A 26,687-nucleotide genomic window follows, 5' to 3' on the forward strand; every position below is an offset into this window, starting at 1 on the left:
CCGTTTTGCGTTGCCCTACAGTCGGCGGCGTGACTTCAGCGCCCACCATGACCCCAGACGATCTGTACCGTGTGGCCGTGCAGGCCATGCAGGCCCGCGGCCTGCTGCCCGAGTTCAGCCCCGCCGCACTGCAGGAGGCGCAGGCCCTGCGCCACACCGGCCCGCGGCGCGACGGCGACATCCGCGACCTGCGCCAGCTGACCTGGTTCTCGATCGACAACGACGACACGCGCGACCTGGACCAGCTGAGCGTGGCCGAGCCGCTGGCCGGCGGCGCCGCGCGCCTGAAGGTCGCGGTGGCCGATGTGGACGTGATGGTGCGCCCGGGCGGCGCGATCGACGGCCATGCCGCCACCAACACCACTTCGGTGTACACCGCCGCCGGCGTGTTCCCGATGCTGCCGGAGGCCCTGTCCACCGACTTGAGCTCGCTGCACGAGGGCCAGGAGCGCCTGGCGGTGGTGGTGGACATGCAGGTGCAGCCCGACGGCACGGTGGGCAGCGTCGAGATCTACCGCGCGGTGGTGCTCAACCATGCCAAGCTCACCTACGGCGGCGTGTCCGCCTGGCTGGACGACCCGGCCGCTGCGCCGCTGCCGCAGCTGCACCAGGTGCCCGGGCTGGAACAGCAGCTGCGCCTGCACGACACGGTGGCGCGCCAGCTGCAGCAATGGCGGCAGCGCCGTGGCGCCCTCGAGGTGAACACCGCCTCCGCCCGCCCGGTGTTCCAGGATGGCCAGCTGGTCGACCTGCGTGCCGACACCAGGAACCGCGCCAAGGACCTGATCGCCGACCTGATGATCGCCACCAACGGCGCCACCGCCCGCTTCCTGGCCGGGCAGGGCTTCCCGTCGTTGCGCCGCTTCCTGCAGGCGCCGCGCCGCTGGGACCGCATCGAGGCCCTTGCCGGCTTGCACGGCGTGCAGTTGCCGGCCGAACCGGATGCCCTGGCACTGGACCGCTTCCTGCGCGCCCGCCGCACGGCGGACCCGGCCGGCTTTGCCGACCTGTCGCTGGCGGTGGTGAAGCTGCTCGGCTCCGGCGAATACATGGCCGCGCCCGCCGGGCGCGCGGGCGTCAGCCACTTCGGCTTGGCGGTGAACGACTACGCCCACTCCACCGCCCCCAACCGGCGCTTCCCCGACCTGGTGACCCAGCGCCTGGTGAAGGCGGCGCTCGCGCGCGAGGCCCCGCCCTACACCGTGGAGCAGCTCGCGGAGATCGCGCGCCACTGCACGCTGCAGGAGGACAACGCCAGCAAGGTGGAGCGCCAGGTGCTCAAGGCGGCCGCAGCCTACCTGCTGCACGAACGCATCGGCGAACGCTTCGATGCCGTCGTGACCGGCGCGGCGCCCAAGGGCACCTTCGTGCGCATTGCCCGCCCGCTGGTGGAAGGCCGGGTGGTGCGCGGCTTCGAAGGGCTGGACGTGGGCGACGCTGCGCGGGTGCGCCTGGTGGCGGTGGACTTCGCGCAAGGCCACATCGACTTCGAACGCGTCGCCTGATGTAACGCCCTGCGGCGCCCCCTTGTGGCGGGCACGGACGATGCCACCTTCGCTGCTGGAGGCCGATGCCGGCCGAGGAGCCCGCGATGTGGAAACGCCTGACCTTGCTCTGGACTGTGCTGCGCGGTGACGCGCGCGCGTTGTGGTTCGCGCTGCGCCACCCGGCAGCGCCCGGCTGGCTGAAGCTGGGCACGGCGCTGATCGCGCTGTATGTGCTGTCGCCGATCGACCTGATCCCCGACGTGCTGCCCGTGATCGGCGTGGTGGACGACCTGGTGCTGGTGCCGCTGGCCATCCGCTGGCTGCTCAAGCGCCTGCCGCCGGAGCTGGCACGCGCCGCAGCCGCGCGGCGTTGACCGGCAGGGCGATGCGCCGGCGGGATCGCATCGCAGGCGGACGCGCGCCAAAGTTCACGGCGCGCGCCGCCAGCCCGGGCGGGGGCTGCATCATGATGCGGTGGCCAGGCCGGCGTGCCGCTGCGCAGCCATGAACATCCCGCCACCCGCCCCCGCCGCACCCCTGGTGCCGGACGCCCAGGCGCTGTACCGCGCGCTGGTGACGGACGCACCACGGCCGGTCGCGCTGCTGGACCTGGACACCAACCGCCTGGTGGACGCCAACGTCCACGCCGCCGCCCTGCTCGGCCGCCCCGTGCAGGCCCTGCTGGCCGCCCACCTGCCGGACCTCAGCCCCACCTGCCAGCCCGGCGGCCGGGCCTCGGTGGCGGCACTGCGCGAGCATGTGGCCGCCGCGCTCGCCGGGCACAGCGAGCCCTTCGAATGGACATGCCGCCACGCCAGCGGCCACGACATCGCCTGCGAGCTGCGGCTGGCGCCGCTGCAGGCGCCCGGCCGCCGCCTGGTGCGGGTGGTGATCGAGGACATCCGCGAGCGCAAGCGCGCCGAGCAGCTGCGCATCGGCGAAAGCCGGCTGCTGGAAATGATGGCGCGCGACGCACCGCTGGAGGACACGCTGTCGGAGCTGGCGCTGCTGATGGAATCGCAGTCGCCGGGCCTGCACTGCACCGTGGTGCTGCTGGCCGAGGACGGCCTGCACATCGAGCGCTCCATCGGGCCCAGCATGCCAGCGGCCTACAACGACTCGCTCGCCGGTTTTGCCATCGGGCCGGCGGCCGGCTCCTGCGGCACCGCGATGTACCGGCGTGAGCCGGTGATCGTGGCCGACCTCACCACCGACCCGCTGTGGGCTCCCTACCGCGGGCTGATCGCACCGTATGGGTACCACGCCTGCTGGTCCACGCCCATCCTGCACGGGCCGACGGTGCTCGGCACTTTTGCGGTCTACCACCACGAGGTGCGCCGCCCCGGCCCGGCGGAGTTCAAGCTCATCAGCATGGCCACCCACATGGCCGGCATCGCGATCGAGCGCAAGCGCCACCAGCGCGAGCTGGCGCGCCACCGCGAACACCTGGAGGAGCTGGTGCGCGAGCGCACCGCCGAGCTGCAGGTGGCCAAGGAGCGCGCCGAGGTAGCCAACCAGGCCAAGAGCGCCTTCCTGGCCGCCATGAGCCACGAGCTGCGCACGCCGCTCAACGGCATCCTCGGTTTTGCGCAGCTGCTGCAATGGGACAAGGACACCAACGAGCGCCAACGCCAGGCCCTCGCGCTCATCCACAGCAGTGGCGAGCACCTGCTCAACCTGATCAACGACGTGCTGGACCTGTCGCGCATCGAAGCCGGCAAGCTCGAGCTGCAGCCGGTGCGCTTCAGCGTGCCGGAGCTGCTGCACGGGGTGGTCGCGCTGATGCGCGTGAAGGCCGAGGAAAAGGGCTTGCAGTTCGTGTGCGAGGTGCCACACCCGCTGCCGCCCACCGCGGAAGGCGACGCCAAGCGGCTGCGCCAGGTGCTGCTCAACCTGGTGGGCAATGCGGTGAAGTTCACCGACGCCGGCGAGGTGCGGCTCACGCTGCGCCTGCTGGAACATGAACACAACCGTGCCCGCCTGCGCTTCGAGGTGCGCGACACCGGCGTCGGCATGCCGACGGGCGAGCTGGAACGCATCTTCCAGCCCTTTGAGCAAGCTGGCGAGCGCGGCCGCCAGGCGGGTGGCAGCGGCCTGGGCCTGACCATCAGCCGACAGCTGGTGCGGCTGATGGGCGGGGACATCGCGGTGGAGAGCACGCCCGGCGTGGGCAGCTGCTTCAGCTTCGAGCTGGCATTGCCGGTGAGCGGCGAGCCGCTGCCGGCGCTGCCGGCGCCCGCGCGCATCACCGGCTATGAAGGCCCGCGCTACACCGTGCTGGTGGTGGACGACGTGCCGGTCAACCGCGCCATGCTGGCCGAGCTGCTGGGCCGGCTTGGTTTTGAAGTGGTGGAAGCCGCCAACGGCCAGGAGGCGCTGGAGCGCGCGCAGGCCGAAACGCCCGACCTGATCGTGATGGACAACGTGATGCCGGTGATGGACGGGCTGACCGCCACCCGCCGGCTGCGCGCCCTGCCGCAACTGCAGGCAGTGCCCATCATCGCCGCCTCCGCCAGCCCCTCGCTGGAGAACCACAGCGCCAGCCTGGAAGCGGGCGCCAACGTGTTCCTGCCCAAGCCGATCCGCCCCCAGCAGCTGCTGCACCACCTGGGCACCTTGCTGCCGCTGCGCTGGCAGCACGACTAGGGCGACGCCGAACGAGCCGGCACGCCGATTGCTCCCGGTCTTGCGCCATACAACACATCGCGACGACCGAGGAGACCGGCATGCCCACGATGCCACGCCGCCCCTGCCCCACCGTGTTCTCTGCGCTGGGCCTCAGCCTGACGGTGTTGCTGGCCGCGTGCGGCTCCAGCCCGAAGCCCCCGCTGCTGAACAGCCCGAAAACGTCCGCCAGCGCGGAGCCGAAAAAAGCACCGGTGGCCGTGGCCACGCCGGTGCCGGTGCCGTCCGCACAAGGCCCCGCCACAGCGGCCGCCAGCGGCACCAGCACCAGCACGGGCGCAAGCACCAACGGCAGCCCCGCCAGTGCCATCGCCGCGGCCGACGACAACGACCCGGCGGTCATCTATTTCGACTCCGACGTCTACACCGTCAAGGACGAATACCAGCCCCTGCTGGAAGCCCACGCCAAGCGCCTGATCGCCAACCCCAAGCTGCGCCTGCGCATCGACGCCCACACCGACAACAACGGCCCGGCCGACTACAACCTGGAGCTGGCGCGCATGCGCGCGCAGTCGGTGATGAAACAGCTGGTGGCGCTGGGCGTGCCGCCGCAGCAGCTGCAGATCGTGGGCCACGGCAAGGGGCGGGCGGCCAAGGGCGGCAAGGCGCAGGCGGCGAACCGGCGGGTGGAGTTGACTTACCGCTGAAGGATCTTCTGCACCGGCGCCGGCCGCAGCCGGTTCGCGTCCGGCATGCCTGAGCCGAGCAGCGGCCGCAGGTACAGCCGGAACGCATCCGTCACATCGGTGCCGCTGTCGCTGATGAATTCATCCTCCATCACCCGCGTCTTGCCGGCCACCGTCTCCAGCGGAACCAGCTCGTAGTCCGCCGAATAAAAACCGGTGCGCTTGATCGCGACGGAGCCGTCGCGGTCGCCCCACATCGCGTACTGCACCGCCTTTTCGCCCACCTCGCGCGCTTCGCGCTGGTCCACGTCGGACACGCAGCCGAGGAAGCTGCGCTGCAGGTAGCCGAAGGTGTCGCCGCGCACGCGCTTGATCTTCAGCTTGTTCTTGATCTCCTCGCACAGCAGGTCGGCCAGCGCGCCGGTGCCGGAGAGCTGCACGTTGCCGTGGGCATCGTGTTCCACGCTCTTGGCGAGCTGGGCGGCGATGGGGGTGCCCGCCGCGTCGTGGATGCCTTCGGACACCGCGATCACGCAGCGGCCGTGGCGTTCGTAGGTGGCCTTCACGTCGGCCAGGAACTTGTCGAGCACGAAGGTGCGCTCGGGCAGGTAGATCAGGTGGGGGCCGTCGTCGGGGAACTTCTTGCCGAGGGCCGATGCGGCGGTGAGAAAGCCCGCATGCCGGCCCATCACCACGCCGACGTACACCCCCGGCAGCGCTGCGTTGTCCAGGTTGGCGCCGGCAAAGGCCTGGGCCACGAAACGCGCGGCGGACGGAAAGCCCGGCGTGTGGTCGTTGCCCACCAGGTCGTTGTCGATCGTCTTCGGGATGTGCACGCTGCGCAGCGGGTAGCCGGCCTTGCGCGCCTCCTCGCTCACGATGCGCACGGTGTCCGACGAATCGTTGCCGCCGATGTAGAAGAAGTGCCCGATCTCGTGCGCCTTGAGCACCTTGAAGATCTCCTGGCAGTACTTGAGGTCGGGCTTGTCGCGCGTGGAGCCCAGGGCGGACGCCGGCGTGCCGGCCACCAGCTCCAGGTTGTGGCTGGTCTCTTGCGTGAGGTCCCAGAAATCCTCGTTCACGATGCCGCGCACGCCGTGGCGCGCACCGTAGATGCGGTCCACGCCGGCGAAGCGGCGCGCTTCCAGCACCACGCCGGCCAGCGACTGGTTGATCACCGCGGTGGGGCCGCCGCCCTGGGCGACGAGGATCTTGCTGGGCTTCATGCGCGCGCTCCGTTCTCAGTGGTTGACGTTGACCATCCAGGACACGCCGAACTTGTCGGTCAGCATGCCGAAGCCCGAAGTCCAGAAAGTGGGTGCAAACGGCATGGTCACCTGGCCGCCCTGGCCCAGCGCATTGAACACGCGCTGGCCTTCGTCGGCGCTGGCCACGGCCACGGACAGCGAGAAGCCGCTCATCTTGTGCGCCGGGTCGGTGATGCCGTCGGACGCAAAGAGCTCGGTGTCGCCGATGCGCATGCTGGCATGCATGATCTGGTTCTCCCCACCGGGCGGGATGATGTCCTTCTGCGGCGATTCGGAGAACTTCATCATCGACACGATTTCGCCGCCCAGCACCTGGCGGTAGAAGTTCAGCGCCGCTTCGCAGCGGCCATTGAAGTGCACATAAGGTTGGACCTGCATGGAGCCTCCGTTGCGGTGGAAGAAAGAGCGCCGAGTCTAGGACGGCGCGGGCTCAGCCGAGCGTGAACGGCCCACCCTGCGCCAGGGCCTTTTGATAGGCCGGCCGGGCATGGATGCGCTGCAAAAAGGCGCTGAGCTTGGGGTAGCTGGCGTCCAGCCCGGCACGCGCGGCCGAGGCCTCCAGCGGAAAGCTCATCTGGATGTCGGCGGCGCTCAGCTCCTCGCCGGCAAACCAGGTGCTCTTGCCCAGCTCGGCCTCCATGAAGGCCAGGTGGCGCTTCAGGTTGGGGTTGACGATCATCGCCTTGGCCTTGCCCGCGATCGCGCCGGCGATCGGCCGCACCAGCAGCGGTGCCTTCTTCTCGATGGTGTCGAACACCAGCTTCATCAGCAGCGGCGGCATGGCCGTGCCTTCGGCGAAGTGCATCCAGTAGGTGTAGCGCAGTGCTTCCGGCGTGCCGGCCGCGGGCTTCAGCCGCCCCTTGCCGTAGCGGTCCACCAGGTATTCCAGGATGGCGCCGGACTCGGCCAGCGTCACGTCGCCGTCGGTGATCACCGGCGACTTGCCCAGCGGATGCACCTTCAGCAGCTCAGGCGGCGCCAGCATGGTCTTGGCATCACGCTGGTAGTGCTGGATCTTGTAGGGCAGGCCCAGCTCTTCGAGCAGCCACAGCACGCGCTGCGAACGGGAGTTGTTGAGGTGATGGAGGGTGATCATGAGGCTGGCAGGCGGCGACGAAGCGCACAGCATGCCAGCCTTTGCCCTCCTCAGGCAGGTTGCATCGTCATCCGCGCGCTGCGGCGCAACCCCATGAACTGCAACTCCGCCAGCACCGCCACGAGCAGCGCCTGGGCGATCACGTAGGCCAGGCCCAACGTGCTGGGGCTCGTGGTGAACAGCAGCTCCACGCTGCCCAGCGCCCAGGCCACGTTGCCCGCCACCACTGCCCAGACGGCCGGCCGCCAGAGCGCGTCACGTGTGCCCAGCCAGGCCACCAGCACCGCATAGGCCAGCGACACGATGCCGGCCGTCTGCAACAGGCTGGCCGGCAGGCCGAACCAGGCGCCCAGCGGCGCGGCGTCGAAACTCAGCAGGGCACCGCTGGCGCCACTGGCCAGCGCATCGGCCAGCAGGGCACGGCGCAAGAGGGAAGAGGGTTTGAACATGGCAGGCTCCTTGGTGAGTGAATGCGGCGCCATGGTCGGGCGCGCAGCCGCGGCATGTCGATGACGCGGCAGGTAATGGCGACGGCGCGCGGGCTTCCGCTATCGTGCGCCGCATGAGCCTGCCCGCCTCCCACCTCGCCACCACCCGCCCCGTGGGCGAACTGCTGCGCGACTGGCGCCAGCGCCGCCGCATGAGCCAGCTCGACCTGGCCTGCGAGGCGGACATCTCCACCCGCCACCTGAGCTTCGTGGAAACCGGCCGCGCCCAGCCCAGCCGCGAGATGCTGCTGCACCTGGCCGAGCGCCTGAACGTGCCGCTGCGCGAACGCAATGCGCTGCTGATCGCCGCCGGCTTTGCGCCCATGTTCGCGGAGCGCTCGCTGGACGATCCGGCGCTCAAGGCCGCGCGGGCAGCGCTGGACCTGGTGCTGCGGGGCCATGAGCCCTACCCCGCCCTGGCGGTGGACCGGCACTGGAACCTGGTGGCCATGAATCGCGCGGTCGGCGCCTTCATGGACGGCATCGCGCCCGAGCTGCTGCAGCCACCGGTGAACGTGCTGCGGCTGGCGCTGCACCCGGGCGGGCTGGCGCCTCGCATCGTGAACCTGGTGGAGTGGCGCGCCCACCTGATCGCGCGGCTGCACCAGCAGATCGCCGCCAGTGCCGACCCGGGGCTGGATGCCCTGATGCGGGAGCTGTGCGACTACCCGGTGCCGGGTGACGGAGCGCCCCACCTGCACACCGACTACGCCGGTGTCATCGTGCCGCTGAAGCTGAAAACGCCCGGCGGCGTGCTGAGCTTCTTCAGCACCATCACGGTCTTCGGCACGCCAGTGGACATCACCTTGTCCGAGCTGGCGCTGGAAGCGTTTTTCCCGGCCGACGCCGCCACGGCCGCCGCCCTGCGTCGCCTGGGTGACGGACAAACCGCCGCCGCCAGCGCATAAGGTGCACTGACTCACCGAGGATGCAGCCATGAGCAACGACGTCATCACCGCCCACCGCATCTGCCCGCTGTGCGAAGCCTGTTGCGGCCTGGAGCTCAAGCTGCAGGGCGGCAAGGTGATCGCCGTCCGCGGCGACGAGGCCGACCCCTTCAGCCGCGGCTACCTTTGCCCCAAGGGCGTGGCGCTGAAGGACCTGCACGAGGACCCGGACCGCCTGCGCATGCCGCTGGTCAAGCGCGATGGCCAGTTCGTGCCGGCCAGCTGGGAGGAGGCCTTCGCCGAGATCGAACGGCGCCTGCCGCCGCTGCAGGCCGGCCTGGGCCGCGACGCGGTGGCCGTGTCGCTGGGGAACCCGATCGTGCACAAGTTCGGCCTCGGCCTGGCCGTGCCTCGGCTGCTCAAGGCCCTGGGCACACACAACGTGTTTTCCGCATCCACGCTGGACCAGATGCCCAAGCAGCTGTCCAGCGGGCTGATGTTCGGCCACTGGCTCACCGTGGCGGTGCCGGACATCGAACGCACGCAGTACCTGCTGGTGCTGGGCGCCAACCCGCTGGCCTCCAACGGCAGCATGTGGACGGTGCCGGATTTCCGTGGCCAGGCCAAGGCCCTGCAGGCGCGCGGCGGCAAGCTGGTGGTGGTGGACCCGCGCCGCACCGAAACCGCCGCGGTGGCCGACCAGCACCTGCCCATCCGCCCAGGTGGCGACGTGTTCCTGCTGCTGGGGCTGGTGCACACCCTGTTCGACGAAGGCCTGGTGCGCACCGGCCAGCTGGCGGAGCACCTGAATGGCCTGGGCGAACTGCAATCCGCGGTGGCCGGCTTTGCGCCCGAAGCCATGGCAGACCGTTGCGCCATTCCCGCCGCCGCCATCCGCACGCTGGCGCGCGAGCTGGCCGCCGCACCGCAGGCCGCGGTGTACGGCCGCATCGGCACCTGCACCCAGCCCTACGGCACGCTGTGCAGCTGGCTGATCGATGTGCTCAACGTGCTCACCGGCCAGCTCGACGCGCCGGGTGGCGTGATGTTCCCCAAGGCCCCGGCCTTTGCCCATAACACGGCGGGTGCACCGGGCCGCGGCCGTGGCATCGTCACCGGGCGCCACCGCAGCCGGGTGTCGGGGGCGCCCGAGGTGTTTGGCGAAATCCCGATGGGCTGCCTGGCCGAGGAGATCGAGACCCGGGGTGCCGGCCAGGTGAAGGCGCTGATCACCGTGGCAAGCAACCCGGCGCTCTCCGCGCCCAATGGCCCGCGCCTGGCCGCCGCGCTGGAGCAGCTGGACTTCATGGTCAGCGTGGACATCTACCTGAACGAAACCACGCGTCATGCCGACGTGATCCTGCCGGGGCTGTCGGCCCTGGAGGACATGCACTACGACATCGCGTTCGCGCAGCTGTCCTACCGCAACCAGGCGCGCTACAGCGCGCCGGTGCTGCCCACTCCGCAGGACCGGCCGACCGAATGGCAGATCATGCTGCGCCTGGCCGCCATCGCGGCCGGCCGCGGGGCCGATGCCGACGTCGATGCGATCGACCAGGCCGCGCTGGAGCAGGACGTGCGGCGCGCGGCCGGTGACCAGGCCGACGCAGTGCTTCACGCCCTGGCTGCCCTGCCCGCCGGGCCCGAGCGCTGGTTGGACCTGGCGCTGCGCAGTGGCCCCTATGGCGACCGTTTCGGTGCCGCACCCACCGGGCTGAACCTGCAGCGCCTGAAGGAGGCATCGCACGGTATCGACCTGGGCCCGCTGCAACCGCGCATTCCGGAAGTGCTGCGCACACCGTCGGGCCGCATCGAGCTGGCGCCCCCCATGTTGCTGGACGACCTGCAGCGGGTGCGCGACGACCTGCGCACGCCGGCCCCTGCGCTGGTGGTGATCGGCAGGCGCCAGGTACGCAGCAACAACAGCTGGATGCACAACCTGCCGCTGCTAGCCAAGGGGCCGTACCGCTGTACCGCGCTGGTGCATCCACAGGACGCGCAGCGCCTGGGCCTGGTGGACGGCGGCCGCGCCAGCATTGCCAACGGCGAGCGCCGCATCGAGGCGCAGGTGGAGCTGAGCGACGAGATGATGCCTGGCGTGCTGAGCCTGCCACACGGCTGGGGCCATGACCTGCCCGGCGCGCGGCTGAGCCTGGCGGCCGAACGGCCGGGCGTCAACCTCAATGCCCTGCTGGACGAGACGCTGCGCGACCCCTTGTCCGGCAATGCGGTGCTGGCGGGCGTGGCGGTGGAGGTGAGCCCGGTGGTTTGACGGTGGGCGGCCCGGTTAGGCTGGGGTGCCGTGCCGCAGCAGAAAGGGTGCCAGCGCCTGGACAAAGCGCTCCGGCTGCTCCAGCTGCGGCAGGTGGCCGGCGTCGTCGATCACCGTGAACGCGGACCCGGGCAACTGTTCATGCACACGCTGCCCCGCCACCACATCGGACTGCGGCAGGCGGTCCTGCGCGCCCCAGAGCACGAGGGCCGGCTGGCGCGGCGGCGCGGCCAGTGCGGTGCTGCGAATGAACAGCCGCACCAGGTGCTGCACCAGGTCGAGGTCGGGCGTCTGCAAAGAGCGCCGCACTTCGATCGGCGCACGCGCCGGGTCACTGAACCCGGTGGCCAGTGCACTGCGGAACACTCGCTCGCGCACCTGCGTTGCAGCCACACGATGCAGCGGCGTGTTCACCAGCAGCCAGCGCATCCAGCCCGGCAGCGGCGGTGGCGGCCCGCCGTCCACCAGCACCAGCGCATGGCAACGGTCGGGGTAGAGCGCCGCCACATGCCAGGCGATGCAGGCGCCGAACGAGTTGCCGATCACCGTGGCCGGCCGGCCCACCACCACGTCGATCACTTCCGACACCCAGTCGGCGTATTCGGCGTAGCGGCTCTTGCTCTCGCCACTGCCGGGAAAGAACCCAGGCAGCTCGGGCGCGATCACGGTGTGCGTGCGCGCCAGCTCGTCCCACACCGGCGACCAGTGGGCGCGCGCGCCGGCCCACGCACCATGCAGCAGCACCAGCGGCGGGCCCTCTCCGCCCACCCACACCTGCGCGGTGAGGCCACGCTCGCGGTGGCCCAGGGTGACGGTCTTGCGTTGCATCGGGCTGGGGTTGGCGGTCATGAGCGAGAGGGCAGCAGGCAAAGCCCGCAGTATCGCGTCTGGTGGGCCCCCCACCGCTCAGCCCGGGACGGCCAGGCCGGCCCTGCGGCCGGCTACTCCAGCCACGCCGGGGGCTTGGGCAGGCGGTCGAACTCAGCCGGGTCGTGCTGAACAATGACCCGGGCTTGCAGGCGCTGCGCGATCGCTTCCACGCGCTGCATGGACGCCAGCGTGTCGGCGCGATCCGCATTCACCGCAGGCACATGCCGGTGTGCCCGCCCTTCCAAGCTGAGGTACAGATCACCCGACAGCAGCACGGCGCCCGCTTTGGGAAGCTGCAGCAGCAGCACGCTGCTGCCCGGCGTGTGGCCGGGCGCGTGGAGGATGCGCACGCTGCCATCACCGAAGACGTCGTGGTCCCCATCGATCATCAGCGTGCGGGCTGTTCGATGGCCGCTGATCAGCGCCTTGTCCATGCTCACATGGGCCGGGCTGGCCAGTGCCCAGGCGAGCTCGCGTCGATCGAGGATCCAGGTCGCTCGCATGAACAGGTTGGCGTTGCCCACATGGTCGAAATGCAGGTGCGAAAACGCCAGGTGGGTGATGTCGCCGGGCGTCAAACCGAGCGCCTGCAACTGCGGCACCAGCGGCCGCTCCACCCAGGTGCGAAAGCCCAGCCGGCGCAAGGTGTCCTCGTGCGCCACACCGCCGGTCACGCTGGACGGCAGGCGTTCCGGCAGGCCGGCATCCCACAACAGCCAGCCCTTCGGATGGCGCACCAGGAAACACGGGTCGGCCAGCGTGGCCGGCTTGCCGTCGAGCTCGCCGGTGTCCGACCCAGCACGGAAGTCGGTGAACTCCGCATGCCCGCAATCCAGCACGTACAGGCGCAGCGGCGGTTCCGGCGCCGCGGCCCGCACAGCGGGCGAGGCCAGCGACAACAGCAGCGGCAGCGTGCATGCCAGTGCCCGCAGAGTGAGAAGGTGTTGGGCGAACATGAGCGAGGCCTGAAGGCAATGCGGTGCGCGCACTGTGCCCAGCGCTCGCTCGCGGATAAAGCCTGCTAAGGTGTTTTCATTCACCACTCACAGTAGGGAATCCTGTGGACCGCCTCACCAGCATGAGCGTGTTCGTGCGTGTCGCCGAGGCCGGCGGTTTTGCGGCTGCGGCCAAGGAACTGGGCATGTCGCCCGCGATGGTGGCCAAGCACATCCAGGCCATCGAGGCCCGCCTGGGCGCACGCCTGCTCCACCGCACCACCCGGCGCCAGAGCCTGACGGACGTGGGCCAGCTCTACCTGGCGCGCGCCCGCACCGTGCTGGCCGACTTCGACGCCGCCGAGGCCGCCGGCAGCGAGCTGCAGAGCACGCCGCGCGGCACCTTGCGCGTGACCGCACCCGTGGTACTGGGCGCGCACGGCCTGGCGCCCCTGCTCGCCAGCTTTCGCGCCGCATGCCCCGACGTGCAGGTCGAGCTGATGCTGCACGACCGTGTGGTCGACCTGATGGACGAGGGCTTCGATGTGGCGCTGCGCTCCGGCGCGATCAGCGACCCTGGCGTGGTGGCCCGGCCGCTGCGCCCGCTTCGCATGCTGCTGTGCGCGGCGCCGGACTATCTGCGCCAGCGCGGCGTGCCCCGGCGCCCGGCCGACCTGTCGCGGCATGAATGCCTGGGCTTCGCCCACTGGGTGCACAAGGACCGCTGGCGCCTGATCGGCCCGAAAGGCGAGGAGGTGGTGCGGCTGAAGAGCGCCATCACCATCAACAACGGCGAAGCGCTGCGCCAGGCCGCGCTGGCGGGCGCCGGCATCGTGATGCAGTCCGAACTGCTGCTGCAGGCGGACCTGGACGCGGGGCGGCTGGTGCGCGTGCTGCCGCGCCATGCGCCACCGGAGCGGCCCGCACACCTGCTCTATCTGCCGGACCGGCGGCCATCACCCAAGCTGCAGCGCTTCGTGGCGCATGTGCTGGCGCATCTGGGGCCGGGCTGTTGAAAGGCAGGCTCATTCGGCCGGCCGGTGCTCGAATAGGAATCAGGCTTGCAGCGCCTGCCAGAGTCGATCGAACTGCGCGCTGAACGCACGCACCAGCGCCGGGTCGTTGCACAGCACGAGGTTCTCCTCGTTCACCAGGCTGGCGCTGCGGGTCCAGTTGTAGCTGCCGTTGAGCAGCCAGGTCGCGTCGAAGAGCGCGAACTTGTGGTGCATGTGGGCGGCAGTGCGGTCCACCACCACCGGCACGCCCGCGCGGCGCAGGCGCTCGATGTCGCTGCCGGCGTCGAACTCCTTTTCGTTGTCGGTGATCAGGCGCACGGCCACGCCTCGGCCGTGCGCACCCAGCACCTCCTGCGCGATGCGGTCGTCCGACAGCGTGAAGACGCAGATGTCCACCTGGTGCCGCACCGCACGCAGCTGCTCGATCACTGCGTTCAGGCAACCGTTGCCCGGGCTGAAGTGCACCAGGCTGCGCACGCTGCCCACCGGCGCACGCCCCACGTCGAGTGCGCGCACCACGCCTTCCAGCCACTTCAGCAGGCCGGCCTGTGCCCCGTCAGCAAGGCGGGCGCGCATCAGCTCGAAGGCGCGGTTGCGCAGCTGGCGCAGGCCTTCTTCGGGCGGCGCGGCCTCGCGCAGGGCCAGGGTGAGGTCGCGCCGCTCCTCGTCGCTCAGCCGCTCGTCCTGCAGGCTGGCTTCCAGCTGCGCCAGCAGCGTGGCGGGCAGGCTCATGCCCCGCCCTCGGGTTTTTTCGCCGGCTCCTTGTGGCGGCCGCGGCCTGCCTGTTCATCAAGGCGGCGGCCGACACGCTCCACTTCATCACGGATGGACCGGTCCAGGTCCAGCCGGCGCTCGGTGGCGGCGATCAGCGGCATGAGGATCTTGCGGTAGGTCACCGCGATCTCCAGCACCGCTTCGGCCAGGCGCTGCGCTTCGTTGGCGGTCTCCTTGGGCTTGAGTTCGTCCACCGCACGCGCCACGTCGAGCAGCGAGGCGGCGATGCGGGTGCTGCCGTCGGCTCCGTCGCCGCCCAGCTTGCGCCGGCGCGCGAACTCGTCGCAGATGGCGCCCCAGCGGGCCGCCTCCTCCGCGCTGGGCCTCCCCAGCAGCTGGGCCAGCTTGAGCAGGTTTTCCTCCGCGCCGGTGGTCAGCGTCTGCGCCTCGCCGCGGTAGTGGTCGCGCAGCAGCGCATCGATCTCGTCGTCGCGCATCAGGGGCGTCATGCGGGCCGCCAGCTTGCTCATGTTGCGGTAGCTGCCCTGAAGCTTGAACGGCGGCTCGCTGCGATAGGCCTCCTGCTGCGCGGCCGAGTCGATGTACGCGAGGTTCACCTTCAGCAGCAGGTCGCGCACCTTGAACAGGCGCTGCATCAGCGCGGTGAGTTCCTCCAGTTCCACGCCGCTGTAGGCGTGGACGAAGTCGGTGCTCGGCACCTCGGCCCCCTGGGCCAGCTGCACCAGCTTGTGCACGTCCCCGGGCTCGCGCGAGGCCAGCGGGAGCAGCACCGGATTGGCGGTGAGGCTGTTCTCGATGTAGGACAAGGCGAACAGGTCCTCCCGGCCCGACAGCACATCGCCCAGGTTGTGGATGTCGGCCCGGTTGGCCAGCATGTCGGGGATCTTGAAGACCTCGCCGGACTCGGTGTACGGGTTGCCCGCCATCACCACGGCAAAACGCTTGCCGCGCAGGTCATGGCTCCTGGGCTCGCCGTTCCACACGCCTTCGATGCGGCGCGTGCCGTCGGCGAGCGCGATGAACTTCTGCAGGAACTCGGGGTTCGTGTGCTGAATGTCGTCCAGGTACAGCATCACGTTGTTGCCCATGGCGAGCCCGAGATTCAGTTTCTCGAGCTCCTGGCGCGCTGCGCTGTTGGGCGCGGTGGCCGGATCGATGGCCGTGACGGCGTGGCCCAACGCAGGACAGTTGATGCGCACGAAGATCAGGCCAAGGCGGTCGGCCACGTACTCCATCAAGGTGGTCTTGCCGTAACCCGGCGGGGAGATGAGCAGCAGCAGGCCGGTGCGATCGGTGCGCCCGCCCTCGCCCGCGGCGCCGATCTGCTTGGCCAGGTTGTCGCCGATCAGCGGCAGGTACACCTCGTCGATCAAGCGGTTGCGCACGAAGGTGGACAGCGGCTTGGCCTGGAACTGGCCCAGCCGCAGCCGCGCCTTCTCGCGCGCCAGCAGTTGCGCCTTCAGCTGCTGCAGCGCCTCGAACCCCGGCACCTCGTGCGCCAGGTGATGCGCGTGGCGGCTCCAGAAGTTGTTGAGGTTCAGCGCCATGCATCCGCCAGCCACCCGGGCGTGTTCGCCGAGCAGGCCTTCGACCTGCGTGTCCAGCGTGGCGTGCACACGTTCGCGCGGCACGTCCAGCGCCAGCACGGTGGCCGCGTCGTCGGCCCAGGCAAGCGCCTGCGGCGCATGCACGCGGGCAAAGGCCTGCACCCAGCCGCGGGCCAGGCGCCAGCGTTCGGCCGGCAACGCCGCGTCCATGTCGCGCTGCCAGTCGGTGCGCCGGCCGCAGCGCTCGATCTCGCGCAGCAGCTGCTCGGCCAGGTCCGCACCGACGCCCGACACCACCCAGCGGTCGCCCCCGCGTTCGGCGGCCAGCTCGCGCACCAGGTAGGCCGCTGCTTCGGCGGCCAGCGTGGCCATGCGCGCCGGCGCTTCGTCGGCACTTGGACCACCAGCGAGTTCAGGCGCGAACTGGTGCGCGAAGGCGGCCAGCGCGTCGGCCGCATCGGCCTGCACCTGTTGCAGGCCGTCGCGGCTGTCGAACAGCTGCACCATCTGCAAGGCAGCACGCGCGCGGCGCAGCCAGGCATCGCGCGCGGCCACCAGGCAGCCGTGCTGCCAGTAGAGCAGCGCCAGCGCTCGCGCCGCCGGCCCCCAGGCGAGCAGCCCGGCGGCCTGCTGCATGGGCACCAGCGCCACAAGCAGGCGCAGCGCGTCTTCGTCGTGCACGCCTTTCTGGTAGCCCTCCTGATAGCGCGGCGCGGCAAACCGCCGCACCCAGTCGAGCAGCACGCCGTGCGCCTGCGGGCCTTCGGCCACACGGGCACACAGCGCGGCCCAGTCGAGCTCGGCCTCGCCGTCGAGCACCGCACGCAGGAGGCGGCCCGCCAGGTACTCGGCGCGAGAGAGGTCGGCGGTTTCGGACACCAGCGGTTGTGCCCAGAAGCGCGCCAGCGCGTCCAGGCGCGGGTCGGAGACCGGCGCGAAGTAGTCGGTGCCGGTGAGGTGGAACGCCACGCCGCCGTCCTGGGCCACCAGGGTCAGGTCCAGCGGCTGGCGGTTCACCGTGAAGGCATGGCGCCCGAACTTCAGCGTGCTGCCGTCCTCGGCCAGCAGCTCACGCTTGTCCCGCACGGCACGCAGGGCCTGGTCGCGCGAGGTCTTGAGGCGGGTGTCGAGGTCGTCGGCCGCCACTGCCGCACCCAGGCCGCGCAGGTCGGCGATCAGCGCCCTAAGCTTGCCCACCAGCGCGTCGGCGGCGAAGTAGCCATGCACCTGCGACACATCGTTGAACTGCGCCACCCGGCGCGGCACGCCGTCGAGGATGCGGGCAGCTGCATCACCCAGGGCCTGCGCCCGGCGCTGCCGTGCGTCCAGCAGCACCTGGCGCCGCGCCGAGAGGGCCTCGTAGACGGTTTCGCGCTGGGTGGCGATGTCCGCCAGGAAGGTGTCGTGCTCGGCGAACCGGCCCTCGATTTCTTCCAGCTGGGCCAGCAACCGCGTCAGCGCGTCGTCGCACTTCTCCGGTGTGTCGGCGAACTCCAGCGCGTTTTCCACCGCCTGGCCGAAGAGCTTGAACTGGGCACCGAACTCGGCCGCCGCCTCGCTGGCGCCCAGCGCCTTGCGGCGCTGGCGCGCATCGGCGCGCAGCCGGTTGATGTCGGCGTACAGGCCCGAGATGCGGTCCATGATGGCGGTGCGAGCCACCGCGTCCCCACCCGGCAGGCTGCCGATCTGTTCGGTGAGCAGGTCCAGCCCCGCCGCCTGCGTATCCAGGGTCTCCAGTACCCGGCCCAGCGCGGGGCTGGTCGCGGCTTCCGGCAGCTGGGCTGCCAGCGTGTCGAGCTCCTGCCGTTGCACCGCAAACGCGTTGTCCGCGGACAGGAAGTTCAGCGCGCGTTCGCCCACCCGCTGCTGCTCGGCCTGCAGCGCGGCGTCCATCGCGTCGATGGACGGTACGTCGGCATACCGCAGCTCCTTGAGTGTCTGCAGCCGGCCGCGCCGTTCCCGCAAACGGCCCAGCGCCTCCACGAAGTCATCGGGCTTGCGCCAGAGCTTGCTGGCCAGGTCGACAAGCAGGGCCTTCTGTTCGCCCTGCGCCTGCGTGAGCGCGCGCTGCGTATCGCGGCGGATGCTGTCCACCTTTTCGAACTCGGCCAGGGTGGCACGCGCCGCCTCACCGATGGCACGCAGCTCGGCCGCCAGCCCGTGGGCCTCGTCGTCATCAAGCCAGAAGTGGTGGTCGGCCACGCGCGCACACTGGCGGATCAGGTCCTCGTAGGCGTTGCGCGTGGGCACCTGCTCGCTCACGGCGCGCGCAATGCCGATCAGGTCGGAGATGCCGCGCACCAGCTCCGCATTGCCCACGCGACCGAAGAAGCCGCTGCCCGCCGGCTGCGCACGGGCATGTTCCTCGCTGGCAAAGGGCGTTTGCCACAGCTGCATGGGATGCACCCGTGCGGGTTCCCCGCGGTCCAGCTGGGACACCAGGATGCGGCCGTCCGGGAAACGTGCGTAGCCGTTGGCCAGGATGGGCGCGGCCAGCGTCTTGTCGATCAGGTTGTAGGTGAACAGGGCATAACAGCCGGTGCCGGGCTGGTAGAACACGTAGAGCACGTCTTCGCCGTTGGGCGAACGCAGCATGCGCTTGAAACGCAGCCCCGCCGACACCTCGGGCGGCAGGTCGAACAGCTTGTATTCGCCGGACTGCAGGTAGCACCCGCCCGGGAAGATGATGCCGTGGTCCTCCGGCAGCTGCACGCACGACGCACCGATGGCGTCGATGCGCTCCACCTTTTGCGTGCGGGTGTTGAAGACCAGGTAGCGCACGCCGGTTTCACGGTAAGGCCGCACCTTCAGCAGCACCAGCAGCCCCAGCCTGGCGTAGGCGATCTCCGCGTCGGCCAGCGACTGGTTCCTATCCTCCACCGGCTCGCTGTACACGCCCAGGCCGGTCTCGGTGTTGTTCTCCACCTTGACCGTGAGGTCGCCGTGCACCGTCTCCACGAACACGGTGTCCAGGATGTTGACGTGCGGATGGCGGCCGCCCACGTGGTGTTCGCGGCCGGTGGGCGTCCACTCGAAATCGTGGCTGGCCGGCAACGCGATGTCGCGCTCGCCGCGATTGTCCACGTAGCGCACGCTGCCATCGCGCTCGATGTGCCAGCGGAACACCCGCAGGTCATGCGCCTGCTGGCCGATCTGGAACGCCGCCAGCAGCTTGTCCTGCGTCACCCGCAGCTGGCTCAGCGTGGCCTGCTTGTAGTAGGCGTAGAGCTCGCGGAAGTCGGACTGGAAGCGCGGGTCGTCAAGGAAGCTGCCCGCCAGCGGCACGGGCTGCAGATCCGCGTCGCCCACCCCGCCCAGCCGGTACAGGCCGAAGACATCGGCCACCGCGGTTTCCTTGCGCAGGCCGATGAAGACGTTGTAGCCGAACAGCAGCTGCTCGCCGATGCGCACGATGTCGCGCGCCACGCAGTTGTTGTCGGTGCGGGCCCGCGTGCGCAGCACCAGGGCCTGCTCCGAACGGCCGAATTCCGCCAGGCGCGCTTCGTTGAGCGCCTGGGCCTTGCGCTGCAGTGCGGCGCCCTGCTGGGCCAGGCGCTGCTTGAGCAGCTCGTAGCTGCCGCTTTCGGCCACCATGCGCTCGGTCTGCGCGGCTGCCTCCAGCGCTTGTTGCGTCTCTTCCATGCCAGCGTCCGGCTCCGTGGTCCGGCTACCAGCCGGCGCTGAGCAGGCCCAGCAGCTCTTCCCGATGCGGCTGCATCTCCAGCCAGGCCCGGATGCGGGCCAGCTCGTTCATGCAGGCTTCGCCATGGCGGCTGCGCAGTGCCCCTTCACGGCCGGCGCGCAGTTCGTCGAGCTGCAGTTGCCGCTGCCAGCCATCGGCCAGCAGCTCCACCAGGCGCTCGCGCAGGCCGGCACGCACCAGCGCCTCCCACTCGCCGGCGTCGAACCACACAAGCTGGCAGGCCACGCAGCGGTCGATGCGGAAGTCCGGGTCGGTGCCCGAGCGGTGCCGCTGCATCAGGCGCGCGCAGGAAGGGCAGGCACGCGCCGAGGCGGTTTCGAACAGCGCCAGCGGCATGCTGTGATCGGCCACCGGCGCGGCCGGCGCGCTGGCCTGCCATTCGCGGTAGGCGTCCAGGTTCAGCAGGCTGCCGGCACAGGCCTGGCAATGGTGGGCGGGCAGGCCGGGCGCGAGCTCGGCGACGGCCAGCGCAGGCTGCTGCGGGCAATCGCAGCGCAGGTTGATGTTGCTCATTCGGTCCTCCTCCTGGATGCGGCTTACTTGCGAAGCCCTTGCATCAGCGTGTCCAGCGCGGCCTTCTGCTGCTCGTTGCCCTCGCGGGCCACCTTGGCTACCAGGCCGGCCAGCGTCAGCTGCTGCAACTCGCCCGACGACGAACCCAGTGCGCCGATCAGGTCGCGCACGTCGCTCACCATGTCGCGCTCACCCTTGAGGTGGTCCTTCAGCCCCACCTGCAGGGTGTTGCTCTTGGCGATGACGCCGTCGATGCCCTTGCCGATGGAAAGTGCATTGACGAAGCGGTCGAAGTAGTCCCCCTGGCCGCCCACGATGTCGATCTTGGCGTTGCCCAGCGCGGTGCCCAGCACCTCGGCCTGCTGACGCGCGATGGAGGTCTGGGCATCGATGCCCTTCATGGTCTCGGTGTGCGACTTCTCCAACTGCATGCGGAACTCCTCATGCTCGCGGGTGTCGTTGCTCATCGCCTTCATCGCGTCGAACTTCTCGCGCAGGCCCTTGGCCTCGGCCTGGAAGCGCGCTTCGATCTTGCGTGCTTCCGCTTCGCCGACCTTGACGATGGTGTCGGCTTCGGCCGCGCGCACATGCACATCCGCCAGGCCCAGCTTCTCCTTGCCTTCGGCTTCGGCTTCCAGGCGTGCCTGGATGACCTGCGCCTCGGCCTGGCCCGCCTTGAGCGTGGCCTCGGCGTCGGCCGTCTTCACCTGCACGTCGGCCAGCCCGAGCTTCTGCTTGCCGGCGGCCTCCGCCTCGAAGACCGCCAGCTTGGCATCGGCCGAGGCCTTCTGCACCTTGGCCTCGGCAAAACCGGGCGCGGCGCTGATCGCCTCCAGGCCTTCGGCTTCGCGCTTCTTGGCTTCGGCCTCGCGTTCGGCCACTTTCAGGCGGGCGTCGGCCAGGGTCAACTCCTCGTTCGCCTTGTGGCGCGCACGGCGCTCCTGCGCTTCGGCCGCCTTGACCTCCAGCACCAGCTTCTCCTCGGCCTGGCCCTCGGCCATGATGACCGTGGACTTGCGCGTGCGGTCGGCTTCGGCCACGGTGCGCAGCTCCTTGATGGCCTCTTCCTGCTCGGCGACGGTGCGCTCCACCACGATGCGCTCACGGATCACGTCGGCGATCGCCTTGCGCTGCACCTCCACCGCACGATCCTTGTCGATGCGCTGCAGGGTGACTTCCTTCTCGCGATCCACGATCTCCAGTTCGCGCGCACGGGTGACCTTCTCTTCCTCGATCGCGACCGCGCGCTTACGGTTGTTCTCGGCCACCTCCTTCTCACGCAGCGCGTTTTCCTGCTGCACCGACAACAGTTGCTCGGTCTGCAGGCGAGCGAGCTCGGACTTGGCGCGCTCCTCGGCCTGGATCTTCTGGGTTTCGGCTTCCTCGCGGGCCTTCACGGTGGCCACTTCACGGGCCTGGCGGGCGCGCGCGTCGGCTTCCTGGCGCTCCAGCTCCAGCAGCGCCTCCTGCGTCTCCACGTTCTTTTTCTTGATTTGCATTTCCTCGTTGCGCCGCAGCTCGTTGGTGCGCACATGCTCGCCGGCGGTCAGCTCGGTGATCTTCTTGATGCCCTGCGCATCGAGGATGTTGTTGGTGTCCAGCTTGGACAGCGGCGTCTGCTCCAGGTAGTCGATCGCCGCGTCTTCCAGCACGTAGCCGGACAGGTCGTCGCCGATCTGGCGCACGATTTCGTCGCGGAAGCGGTCGCGCGCCTGGTACAGGTCCACGAAGTCCATGGACTTGCCCACCGTCTTCAGCGCTTCGGAGAACTTGGCGGAGAACAGGCCTTCCAGCGTGTCCTGGTTGGACGCGCGCTCGCAGCCGATGGCCTGGGCGACCTTCAGCACGTCCTCGGCGGTCTTGTTCACCCGCACGAAGAACTTCACCTTGATGTCGGCTCGGATGTTGTCCTTGCAGATCAGGCCTTCATGGCCGGAGCGGTCGATCTCGATCGTCTTGACCGAGATCTCCATCAACTCGGCCTTGTGGATGATGGGATAGACCATGCGGCCGGTGAAGGTGACTTCGGGCTCCGCACGCAGCGTGTTGACGATCAAGGCATGGCCTTGTTCTATCTTGCGATAGAACTTGGCGAACATCGCGAACAGGCCGAGTATGAAAACGGCCAGCACGCCCGCGGCGATGAAAATCGGCTCCATGGGCTTCCCCCTCCTAGATGCAATCGGTCAGTCAGTCGGTGAACAAAGGCCGGCGCACGCGGTTCAGGCGTCAGCCGCAATCTGGTAGCGCCCGGTGGCCGGGTCGTAGTCGACGATGCGGGCCGGCGTGCCGCGCACCAGGGTGTTGGGGCTGCTGGCCCACACACGGATGTTGATCGGCGCTCCACGCTGCGCCACTTCCGCGCGGCCGACCTTCTCGTCCACGCTCTGGGTGATCACCAGGCAGGGCTGGCCCACGAGTGCGGCATTCGACAGCGCGGCGTGGGTGACGAAGAGGCCGCGCAGCGGCCGCACGACGCGAGCCACCACCGGAATCGAGAACACGAAGCTGCCCAGCAGCACCGCCGTGCCGGCCACGGCCTTGAGCACTGCGGTGGGGACCAGCGGCAGCAGCCACATGCCGGACAGGCAGCTGAAGGTCCACGACACCAGCAGCAGCAGGCTGATGACCACCGAGAACGGCACGCCATTGAGGCCGAAGGCAACAGCGTAGCTGGCCAGCGTGCCGAGGTCAGCCACGGCGGCATCCGCATGCACGTCCACGTCGAGGTCGATGCCGCCCGCTTCGAAGTCCACCATGCCCAGCATGGCCAGCACCCAGTACACCAGCACCACGCCGAGCAGGGCGGTATAGACAGCCGTTGGATAGCCCACGACCGCGTCGACAAAATTTCCCATACCCCTCCCTCGCCGGGTCAGCGTTTCTTGGCCGCGGATTGTCTGCCGTGCAGTGATTCCTGGGCGAAACGGATCAGGTCCGCCGTGACCTTTTCCTTGATTGCCAGCCGTTCGTCAGGCGCCACGCCATAACGCGCCGCCAGCAGCTCGTAGTCGGCATTGCTCAGCGACACCGTCAACCGCGGCCGCTTGGGCCGGGTGGCGGTGGGCAGGTCAAGCAGCCGGCGGATCTGGTCGGACGACGACAGGTTGTTTTCATACGCCGCACTGCGCACGGCTTCAAGCACCGCCTCTTCCACATCGAAGGCGACCTGGACTGCGCGTATCGCCTCGTCCGACCCCTCCCAGCGCGCCGGCCTGCGCACCATGGCTATTCGATCGCCTTTGGCTGTGCCGCGAGCTGGCGGGCCCGGATGCGCGCCATCACCTCGCGGGTGCGGTCGGCGTGGTCGCCGATGCCGGCGGCCGCGAGCTTGCGCTCCAGCGCCTGGTGTCCGAACTCATGGTCCAGTTGCTCGGCCGCGCTCATGCGGTCGGCGAGGTCCTCATGCCGCTGCTTGATGCGCTCCAGCGACTCGCGTGCATTCACCAGCCGCGAGCCGCCGCTGCCCAGGCTCTCGGAAATCGAACGGGTCGCTCGGTACACGCTCTCGGTGGTCCGGGCCATGGCGACCGCGCGTTCATGCTCGCGGATGCGGGCTTCCGCCGACTTCACCAGGTCCTTCAGCTTGGCCACCTGCACCGCATAAGTGGCGTGTGCCTTGGCCTGTTCGGTGAGCTCAAGCTCCATGGCGCTGACCTGGGCCGCCACCTCTTCCGCCAGGCCCTCCTGCGACTTGTTGAGCGCTGCCACCGCCAGGCCCTCGTATCGCGCAATCTCGGCCTTGAGTTGCTCGATGCGCCGCGCGGTCTGCATCTCCTTGGCCATCACACCGGCCAGGTCGCCACGCGCCTGCTGGATGCTGGCCTTGGCGTCGAGGATCTCCTGCTCGTAGATGGAGGTGGCATTGGCATCCACCACGCTTTCACCGAGCTCTCGGGTGCTGCTGCGCAGCAGCGTCATCATTTTGCGGATCACTGACATGTTCGGCCTCCGTTCACTTGAGGAATTCGGACAGGGCGTCCAGCGCATCGAGTGCGTTGTCGCTCAGCACCGCCACCTCGGTGGCGACGTCGTCCACACGGGCGTCGCGGCTGAGTGCGCCGAAAAGCACGAAACGGTCGCCGATGCGGCCGAACGAGGACAGCGGCACCGCGGGATTGAGGTCGAGCATGGTCTCCAGCAGCTCGGTGCGCCGCGCAGGCAGCAGCTCGGTGTCGGACCAGAGGTAGCACATGCACAGCAGCTGCGAATCCGAGCCTGTCACGAAGATCGGCAGTTCCTCACGGCCCTCGATGCTCACCTGCAGCACCGGCACGTCACCGGGAATCGGCTGCAGGTTCACCGACAGCCCGCCCATGGCGGAGCCGATCAGCACGTCCAGGCCGTCCAGCTGTTCATGAAGTGATTTCATGGCCCCCTTCCCTTGTGTCGTTGCGGCTCCCAGTGGACGCAAGAATAGGAGTGGCGACATAACATGTCAACCACTCCAAAGGGGGATACGCACAATGGCGCCGCACAAAAGAAAGCGGCCGGGTTGCCCCGGCCGCCTGCCTTCTTCCCTCGGTGCGTCGAGGTGGGTCAGAAGGACTTACCGCACTCGTCCGCGGCGGACGAGGTTGACGATCGCCAGCAGGATCACCGCGCCCAGCAGGGACACGAGCAGGCCTGGCAGGCTGAAGTCGCCGCTGTTGACCGTGCCGGCGCCGAACATCGGTGCGAGCAGCCAGCCGCCGAGCATGGAGCCGATGATGCCGACCACCACGTTGAGGATGATGCCTTGTTGGCCGTCGGTGCGCATGATCATGCTGGCCACCCAGCCCACCAAACCACCGACAACAAGCCAAATAATCAGGTTCATGGTCACTCCTTCAAAGGTTGCTAACGAGGGCGGCCGGGCTGGCTTGGGTTCGAGTTCTTCCAGCGCCAATGCCGATGAGCTGAAGGATGCGCCTGCCGGCGGGTGTTTGCAGTCGGCGCGGCCCCCGACCTCGTGTGGGGGGCGCCTGACGTGGCGCTGGTGCCACGCAGCGCCACCATGCCGTTATTCGCCCGCCCCGCGCGCCAGCTGCGCCTCGTACAGGGCCCGCACGGTGGTGATGGTGTCGGCCTCTTCGACCCGCTTGTCCGGCCGATAGCCCTTGACGCGGGCGAAGCGCAAGGCCAGGCCGCCGGGGTACTGGGGGCTGGCCTGCAGGTCGTTGAACGCGATCTCCACCACCAGCTCGGGCCGCACGTGCACGGTGTAGGCGCTGCGGCTTTCCTCGCGCGCCAGCAGCTCGTGGGTCTGCCATTCGAGCAGCGCGTCGGTCATGCCCTTGAAGGTCTTGCCCAGCATCACCCAGCCGCCGGCCGGATCGCGCGCGCCCAGGTGCAGGTTGGACAGCCAGCCCTTGCGGCGACCATTGCCCCATTCGGCCGCCAGCACCACCAGGTCCAGCGTGTGCACCCGCTTGACCTTCAGCCAGCTGGCGCCGCGGCCGCCCGCTTCGTAGGGCGCGTCCAGCGCCTTGGCCATCACGCCTTCATGACCGCGCGCCAGGGCGTCGGCATAGAAGGTTTCCGCGGCGGCCAGGTCGCCGGTGATCATGCGGGGGATCACCAGCGAGGCCGGCAGCGCCTGCGTGAGCGCATCGAAGCGCTCGCGCGCCGGGCGGTCGAGCAGCGCCGTGCCGTCGTGGTGCAGGCAGTCGAAGAAGAACACCGACAGCGGCAGCTCGGTGCGCAGGCGCGCCACGTCGAGCTTGCGGCCGAAGCGCCGCATCGTCACCTGGAACGGCAGCGGCGCACCGCCGGCGGCCAGCGCCACCGCCTCGCCGTCGAGGATGAGCTCCTGTGCCGGCAGGCCCTGCAACGCCTCCACCACCTCGGGCACCGACGCGGTCACGTCATTGAGGTTGCGGGTGTACACGGTGATGCGTTCGCCCGCCTTGTGCACCTGCACCCGGGCCCCATCGACCTTCCACTCCAAGGCCGCGGTGCCCAGCCGCGCCATCGCATCGGCCATGTCCTCGGCCGGCTGCGCCAGCATGGGCTGCACCGGCCGGTGCAGCGCGACCGCAAACCGTGCGAGCCCGGCCGAGCCCTCGGTGATGGCCACGCGGGCCACCTGGCCCAGGTCGGCCAGCAGCATCGCGGCTCGGCGCACCTCGGGCGCGGGCACGTGGGCCGCCGCGGCGATGGCATCGATCATCACGCCCTCCAGCGCACCCTGGCGCAGCTCACCCACCAGCAGGCGGATCAGGAAATCCTGCTCCGCCGCCGTGGCGCGCGCGAACAGCGCGCGCAACAAGGCGCTGCGCTCCGCGGCCGAGCCCTTGCCGCCGGTGGTGGCGATGCGCTGGAGCGTGCTGTCCACATCGCTCAGCGTCAGCGTGGCGGCCTGCGCCGGGGCGCCGCGCTGCGCCGCCAGGCTGGCGTAGCCGATGCCAATGCGGCCTTGCCGCGTTTCACCGGACAGGTAGGCGACCGCGATGTCCACCTCCTGCGCCTGGGCGCCTGCCAGGCAGGCCGCGATGGCATCGCGCTTGGCGAGCCGGCCGGAGGTCTCGGCCACACGCCGCGAGGCGTCGACCAGGGTGGCAAGCAAGGTCGTCATGGC

The 26,687-nt window shown here is 69.7% G+C and carries 23 protein-coding genes; 7 read left to right on the top strand and 16 right to left on the bottom strand.

What is annotated here, in order from left to right; all coding sequences use genetic code 11:
- Positions 1-47 precede the first annotated feature (47 nt).
- The 4 genes from VPH43_RS00325 (at position 48) to VPH43_RS00340 (ending at position 4,819) form a co-directional block, all read left to right on the top strand.
- Positions 48-1,505, top strand: a complete 1,458-nt coding sequence (locus tag VPH43_RS00325) for an RNB domain-containing ribonuclease (protein WP_328575647.1) — start codon at positions 48-50, stop codon at positions 1,503-1,505.
- Between the two features lie 86 nt (positions 1,506-1,591).
- Positions 1,592-1,861, top strand: a complete 270-nt coding sequence (locus VPH43_RS00330) for a YkvA family protein (RefSeq protein WP_328575648.1) — start codon at positions 1,592-1,594, stop codon at positions 1,859-1,861.
- Positions 1,862-1,991: 130 nt separating this feature from the next.
- Complete coding sequence (locus VPH43_RS00335; RefSeq protein WP_328575649.1) at positions 1,992-4,133, top strand: GAF domain-containing hybrid sensor histidine kinase/response regulator; 2,142 nt, start codon at positions 1,992-1,994, stop codon at positions 4,131-4,133.
- Between the two features lie 80 nt (positions 4,134-4,213).
- Positions 4,214-4,819 carry an OmpA family protein gene (locus tag VPH43_RS00340; protein WP_328575650.1) on the top strand — a complete coding sequence of 202 codons (606 nt, stop codon included), beginning with the start codon at positions 4,214-4,216 and terminating at the stop codon, positions 4,817-4,819.
- Here VPH43_RS00340 and VPH43_RS00345 read toward each other — a convergent pair.
- Genes VPH43_RS00345 through VPH43_RS00360 form a run of 4 tightly spaced genes read right to left on the bottom strand, consistent with a single transcriptional unit; the run spans position 4,810 to position 7,611 of the window.
- The gene (locus VPH43_RS00345) at positions 4,810-6,024 is read right to left on the bottom strand and encodes a 6-phosphofructokinase (RefSeq protein ID WP_328575651.1); all 1,215 of its coding nucleotides are present in this window, start codon (positions 6,022-6,024) and stop codon (positions 4,810-4,812) included. The two genes, VPH43_RS00340 and VPH43_RS00345, sit on opposite strands and share 10 nt — an antisense overlap.
- A 15-nt stretch (positions 6,025-6,039) precedes the next feature.
- Positions 6,040-6,444, bottom strand: coding sequence for a VOC family protein (locus VPH43_RS00350; protein ID WP_328575652.1), 405 nt, complete (start codon positions 6,442-6,444; stop codon positions 6,040-6,042).
- A 52-nt stretch (positions 6,445-6,496) separates the two neighbouring features.
- Positions 6,497-7,162 carry a glutathione S-transferase family protein gene (locus VPH43_RS00355; RefSeq protein WP_328575653.1) on the bottom strand — a complete coding sequence of 222 codons (666 nt, stop codon included), beginning with the start codon at positions 7,160-7,162 and terminating at the stop codon, positions 6,497-6,499.
- A gap of 50 nt (positions 7,163-7,212) precedes the next feature.
- Positions 7,213-7,611, bottom strand: coding sequence for a hypothetical protein (locus VPH43_RS00360; RefSeq protein WP_328575654.1), 399 nt, complete (start codon positions 7,609-7,611; stop codon positions 7,213-7,215).
- A 113-nt stretch (positions 7,612-7,724) separates the two neighbouring features.
- Here VPH43_RS00360 and VPH43_RS00365 point away from each other — a divergent pair, with 113 nt between their 5' ends.
- Positions 7,725-8,558 (top strand): helix-turn-helix domain-containing protein, encoded by an 834-nt coding sequence (locus VPH43_RS00365; RefSeq protein WP_328575655.1) that lies wholly within the window; start codon positions 7,725-7,727, stop codon positions 8,556-8,558.
- A 28-nt stretch (positions 8,559-8,586) separates the two neighbouring features.
- On the top strand, positions 8,587-10,809 hold the full coding sequence (locus VPH43_RS00370) for a molybdopterin-dependent oxidoreductase (RefSeq protein ID WP_328575656.1): 2,223 nt from the start codon (positions 8,587-8,589) through the stop codon (positions 10,807-10,809).
- Between the two features lie 15 nt (positions 10,810-10,824).
- On the opposite strand, the gene VPH43_RS00375 is transcribed toward VPH43_RS00370, so the two are convergent.
- Together VPH43_RS00375 and VPH43_RS00380 are read right to left on the bottom strand one after the other, a co-directional pair.
- Positions 10,825-11,658 (bottom strand): alpha/beta fold hydrolase, encoded by an 834-nt coding sequence (locus VPH43_RS00375; RefSeq protein WP_328575657.1) that lies wholly within the window; start codon positions 11,656-11,658, stop codon positions 10,825-10,827.
- A 92-nt stretch (positions 11,659-11,750) separates the two neighbouring features.
- Positions 11,751-12,635 carry an N-acyl homoserine lactonase family protein gene (locus tag VPH43_RS00380; RefSeq protein ID WP_328575658.1) on the bottom strand — a complete coding sequence of 295 codons (885 nt, stop codon included), beginning with the start codon at positions 12,633-12,635 and terminating at the stop codon, positions 11,751-11,753.
- A gap of 104 nt (positions 12,636-12,739) precedes the next feature.
- Between VPH43_RS00380 and VPH43_RS00385 the strand changes: the two genes are divergently transcribed.
- The gene (locus VPH43_RS00385) at positions 12,740-13,630 is read left to right on the top strand and encodes a LysR substrate-binding domain-containing protein (protein WP_328575659.1); all 891 of its coding nucleotides are present in this window, start codon (positions 12,740-12,742) and stop codon (positions 13,628-13,630) included.
- A gap of 39 nt (positions 13,631-13,669) precedes the next feature.
- Here the strand turns inward: VPH43_RS00385 and VPH43_RS00390 are convergent, their stop codons facing one another.
- The 10 genes from VPH43_RS00390 to VPH43_RS00435 all read right to left on the bottom strand — a co-directional run bounded on the left by VPH43_RS00390 (position 13,670) and on the right by VPH43_RS00435 (position 26,684).
- Entirely contained in the window at positions 13,670-14,362 is a 693-nt protein-coding gene (locus VPH43_RS00390) for a phospholipase D-like domain-containing protein (protein WP_328575660.1), read from the bottom strand.
- Complete coding sequence (locus VPH43_RS00395; RefSeq protein ID WP_328575661.1) at positions 14,359-19,554, bottom strand: DNA repair ATPase; 5,196 nt, start codon at positions 19,552-19,554, stop codon at positions 14,359-14,361. Before VPH43_RS00395 ends, VPH43_RS00390 begins: the two co-directional genes overlap by 4 nt.
- A 25-nt stretch (positions 19,555-19,579) precedes the next feature.
- Positions 19,580-20,128, bottom strand: coding sequence for a zf-TFIIB domain-containing protein (locus tag VPH43_RS00400; protein ID WP_328575662.1), 549 nt, complete (start codon positions 20,126-20,128; stop codon positions 19,580-19,582).
- Positions 20,129-20,151: 23 nt separating this feature from the next.
- A complete protein-coding gene (locus VPH43_RS00405) occupies positions 20,152-22,287 on the bottom strand; it encodes a flotillin family protein (protein WP_328575663.1) in 2,136 nt (711 codons plus the stop codon).
- A 63-nt stretch (positions 22,288-22,350) separates the two neighbouring features.
- The gene (locus VPH43_RS00410; RefSeq protein WP_328575664.1) at positions 22,351-22,986 is read right to left on the bottom strand and encodes a ubiquinone biosynthesis protein; all 636 of its coding nucleotides are present in this window, start codon (positions 22,984-22,986) and stop codon (positions 22,351-22,353) included.
- A gap of 17 nt (positions 22,987-23,003) precedes the next feature.
- Entirely contained in the window at positions 23,004-23,354 is a 351-nt protein-coding gene (locus tag VPH43_RS00415; protein WP_328575665.1) for a hypothetical protein, read from the bottom strand.
- 2 nt (positions 23,355-23,356) lie between these two features.
- On the bottom strand, positions 23,357-24,070 hold the full coding sequence (locus VPH43_RS00420) for a PspA/IM30 family protein (protein WP_328575666.1): 714 nt from the start codon (positions 24,068-24,070) through the stop codon (positions 23,357-23,359).
- 13 nt (positions 24,071-24,083) lie between these two features.
- On the bottom strand, positions 24,084-24,500 hold the full coding sequence (locus VPH43_RS00425; protein ID WP_328575667.1) for a YjfI family protein: 417 nt from the start codon (positions 24,498-24,500) through the stop codon (positions 24,084-24,086).
- A 177-nt stretch (positions 24,501-24,677) separates the two neighbouring features.
- Entirely contained in the window at positions 24,678-24,947 is a 270-nt protein-coding gene (locus VPH43_RS00430) for a GlsB/YeaQ/YmgE family stress response membrane protein (protein WP_328575668.1), read from the bottom strand.
- A 183-nt stretch (positions 24,948-25,130) separates the two neighbouring features.
- Positions 25,131-26,684 carry an ATP-dependent DNA ligase gene (locus VPH43_RS00435; RefSeq protein ID WP_328575669.1) on the bottom strand — a complete coding sequence of 518 codons (1,554 nt, stop codon included), beginning with the start codon at positions 26,682-26,684 and terminating at the stop codon, positions 25,131-25,133.
- Positions 26,685-26,687: the final 3 nt, after the last annotated feature.

Origin of the sequence: Ideonella sp. BN130291, from assembly GCF_036231905.1 — a bacterium.
GTDB lineage: Bacteria > Pseudomonadota > Gammaproteobacteria > Burkholderiales > Burkholderiaceae_C > CAMLIZ01.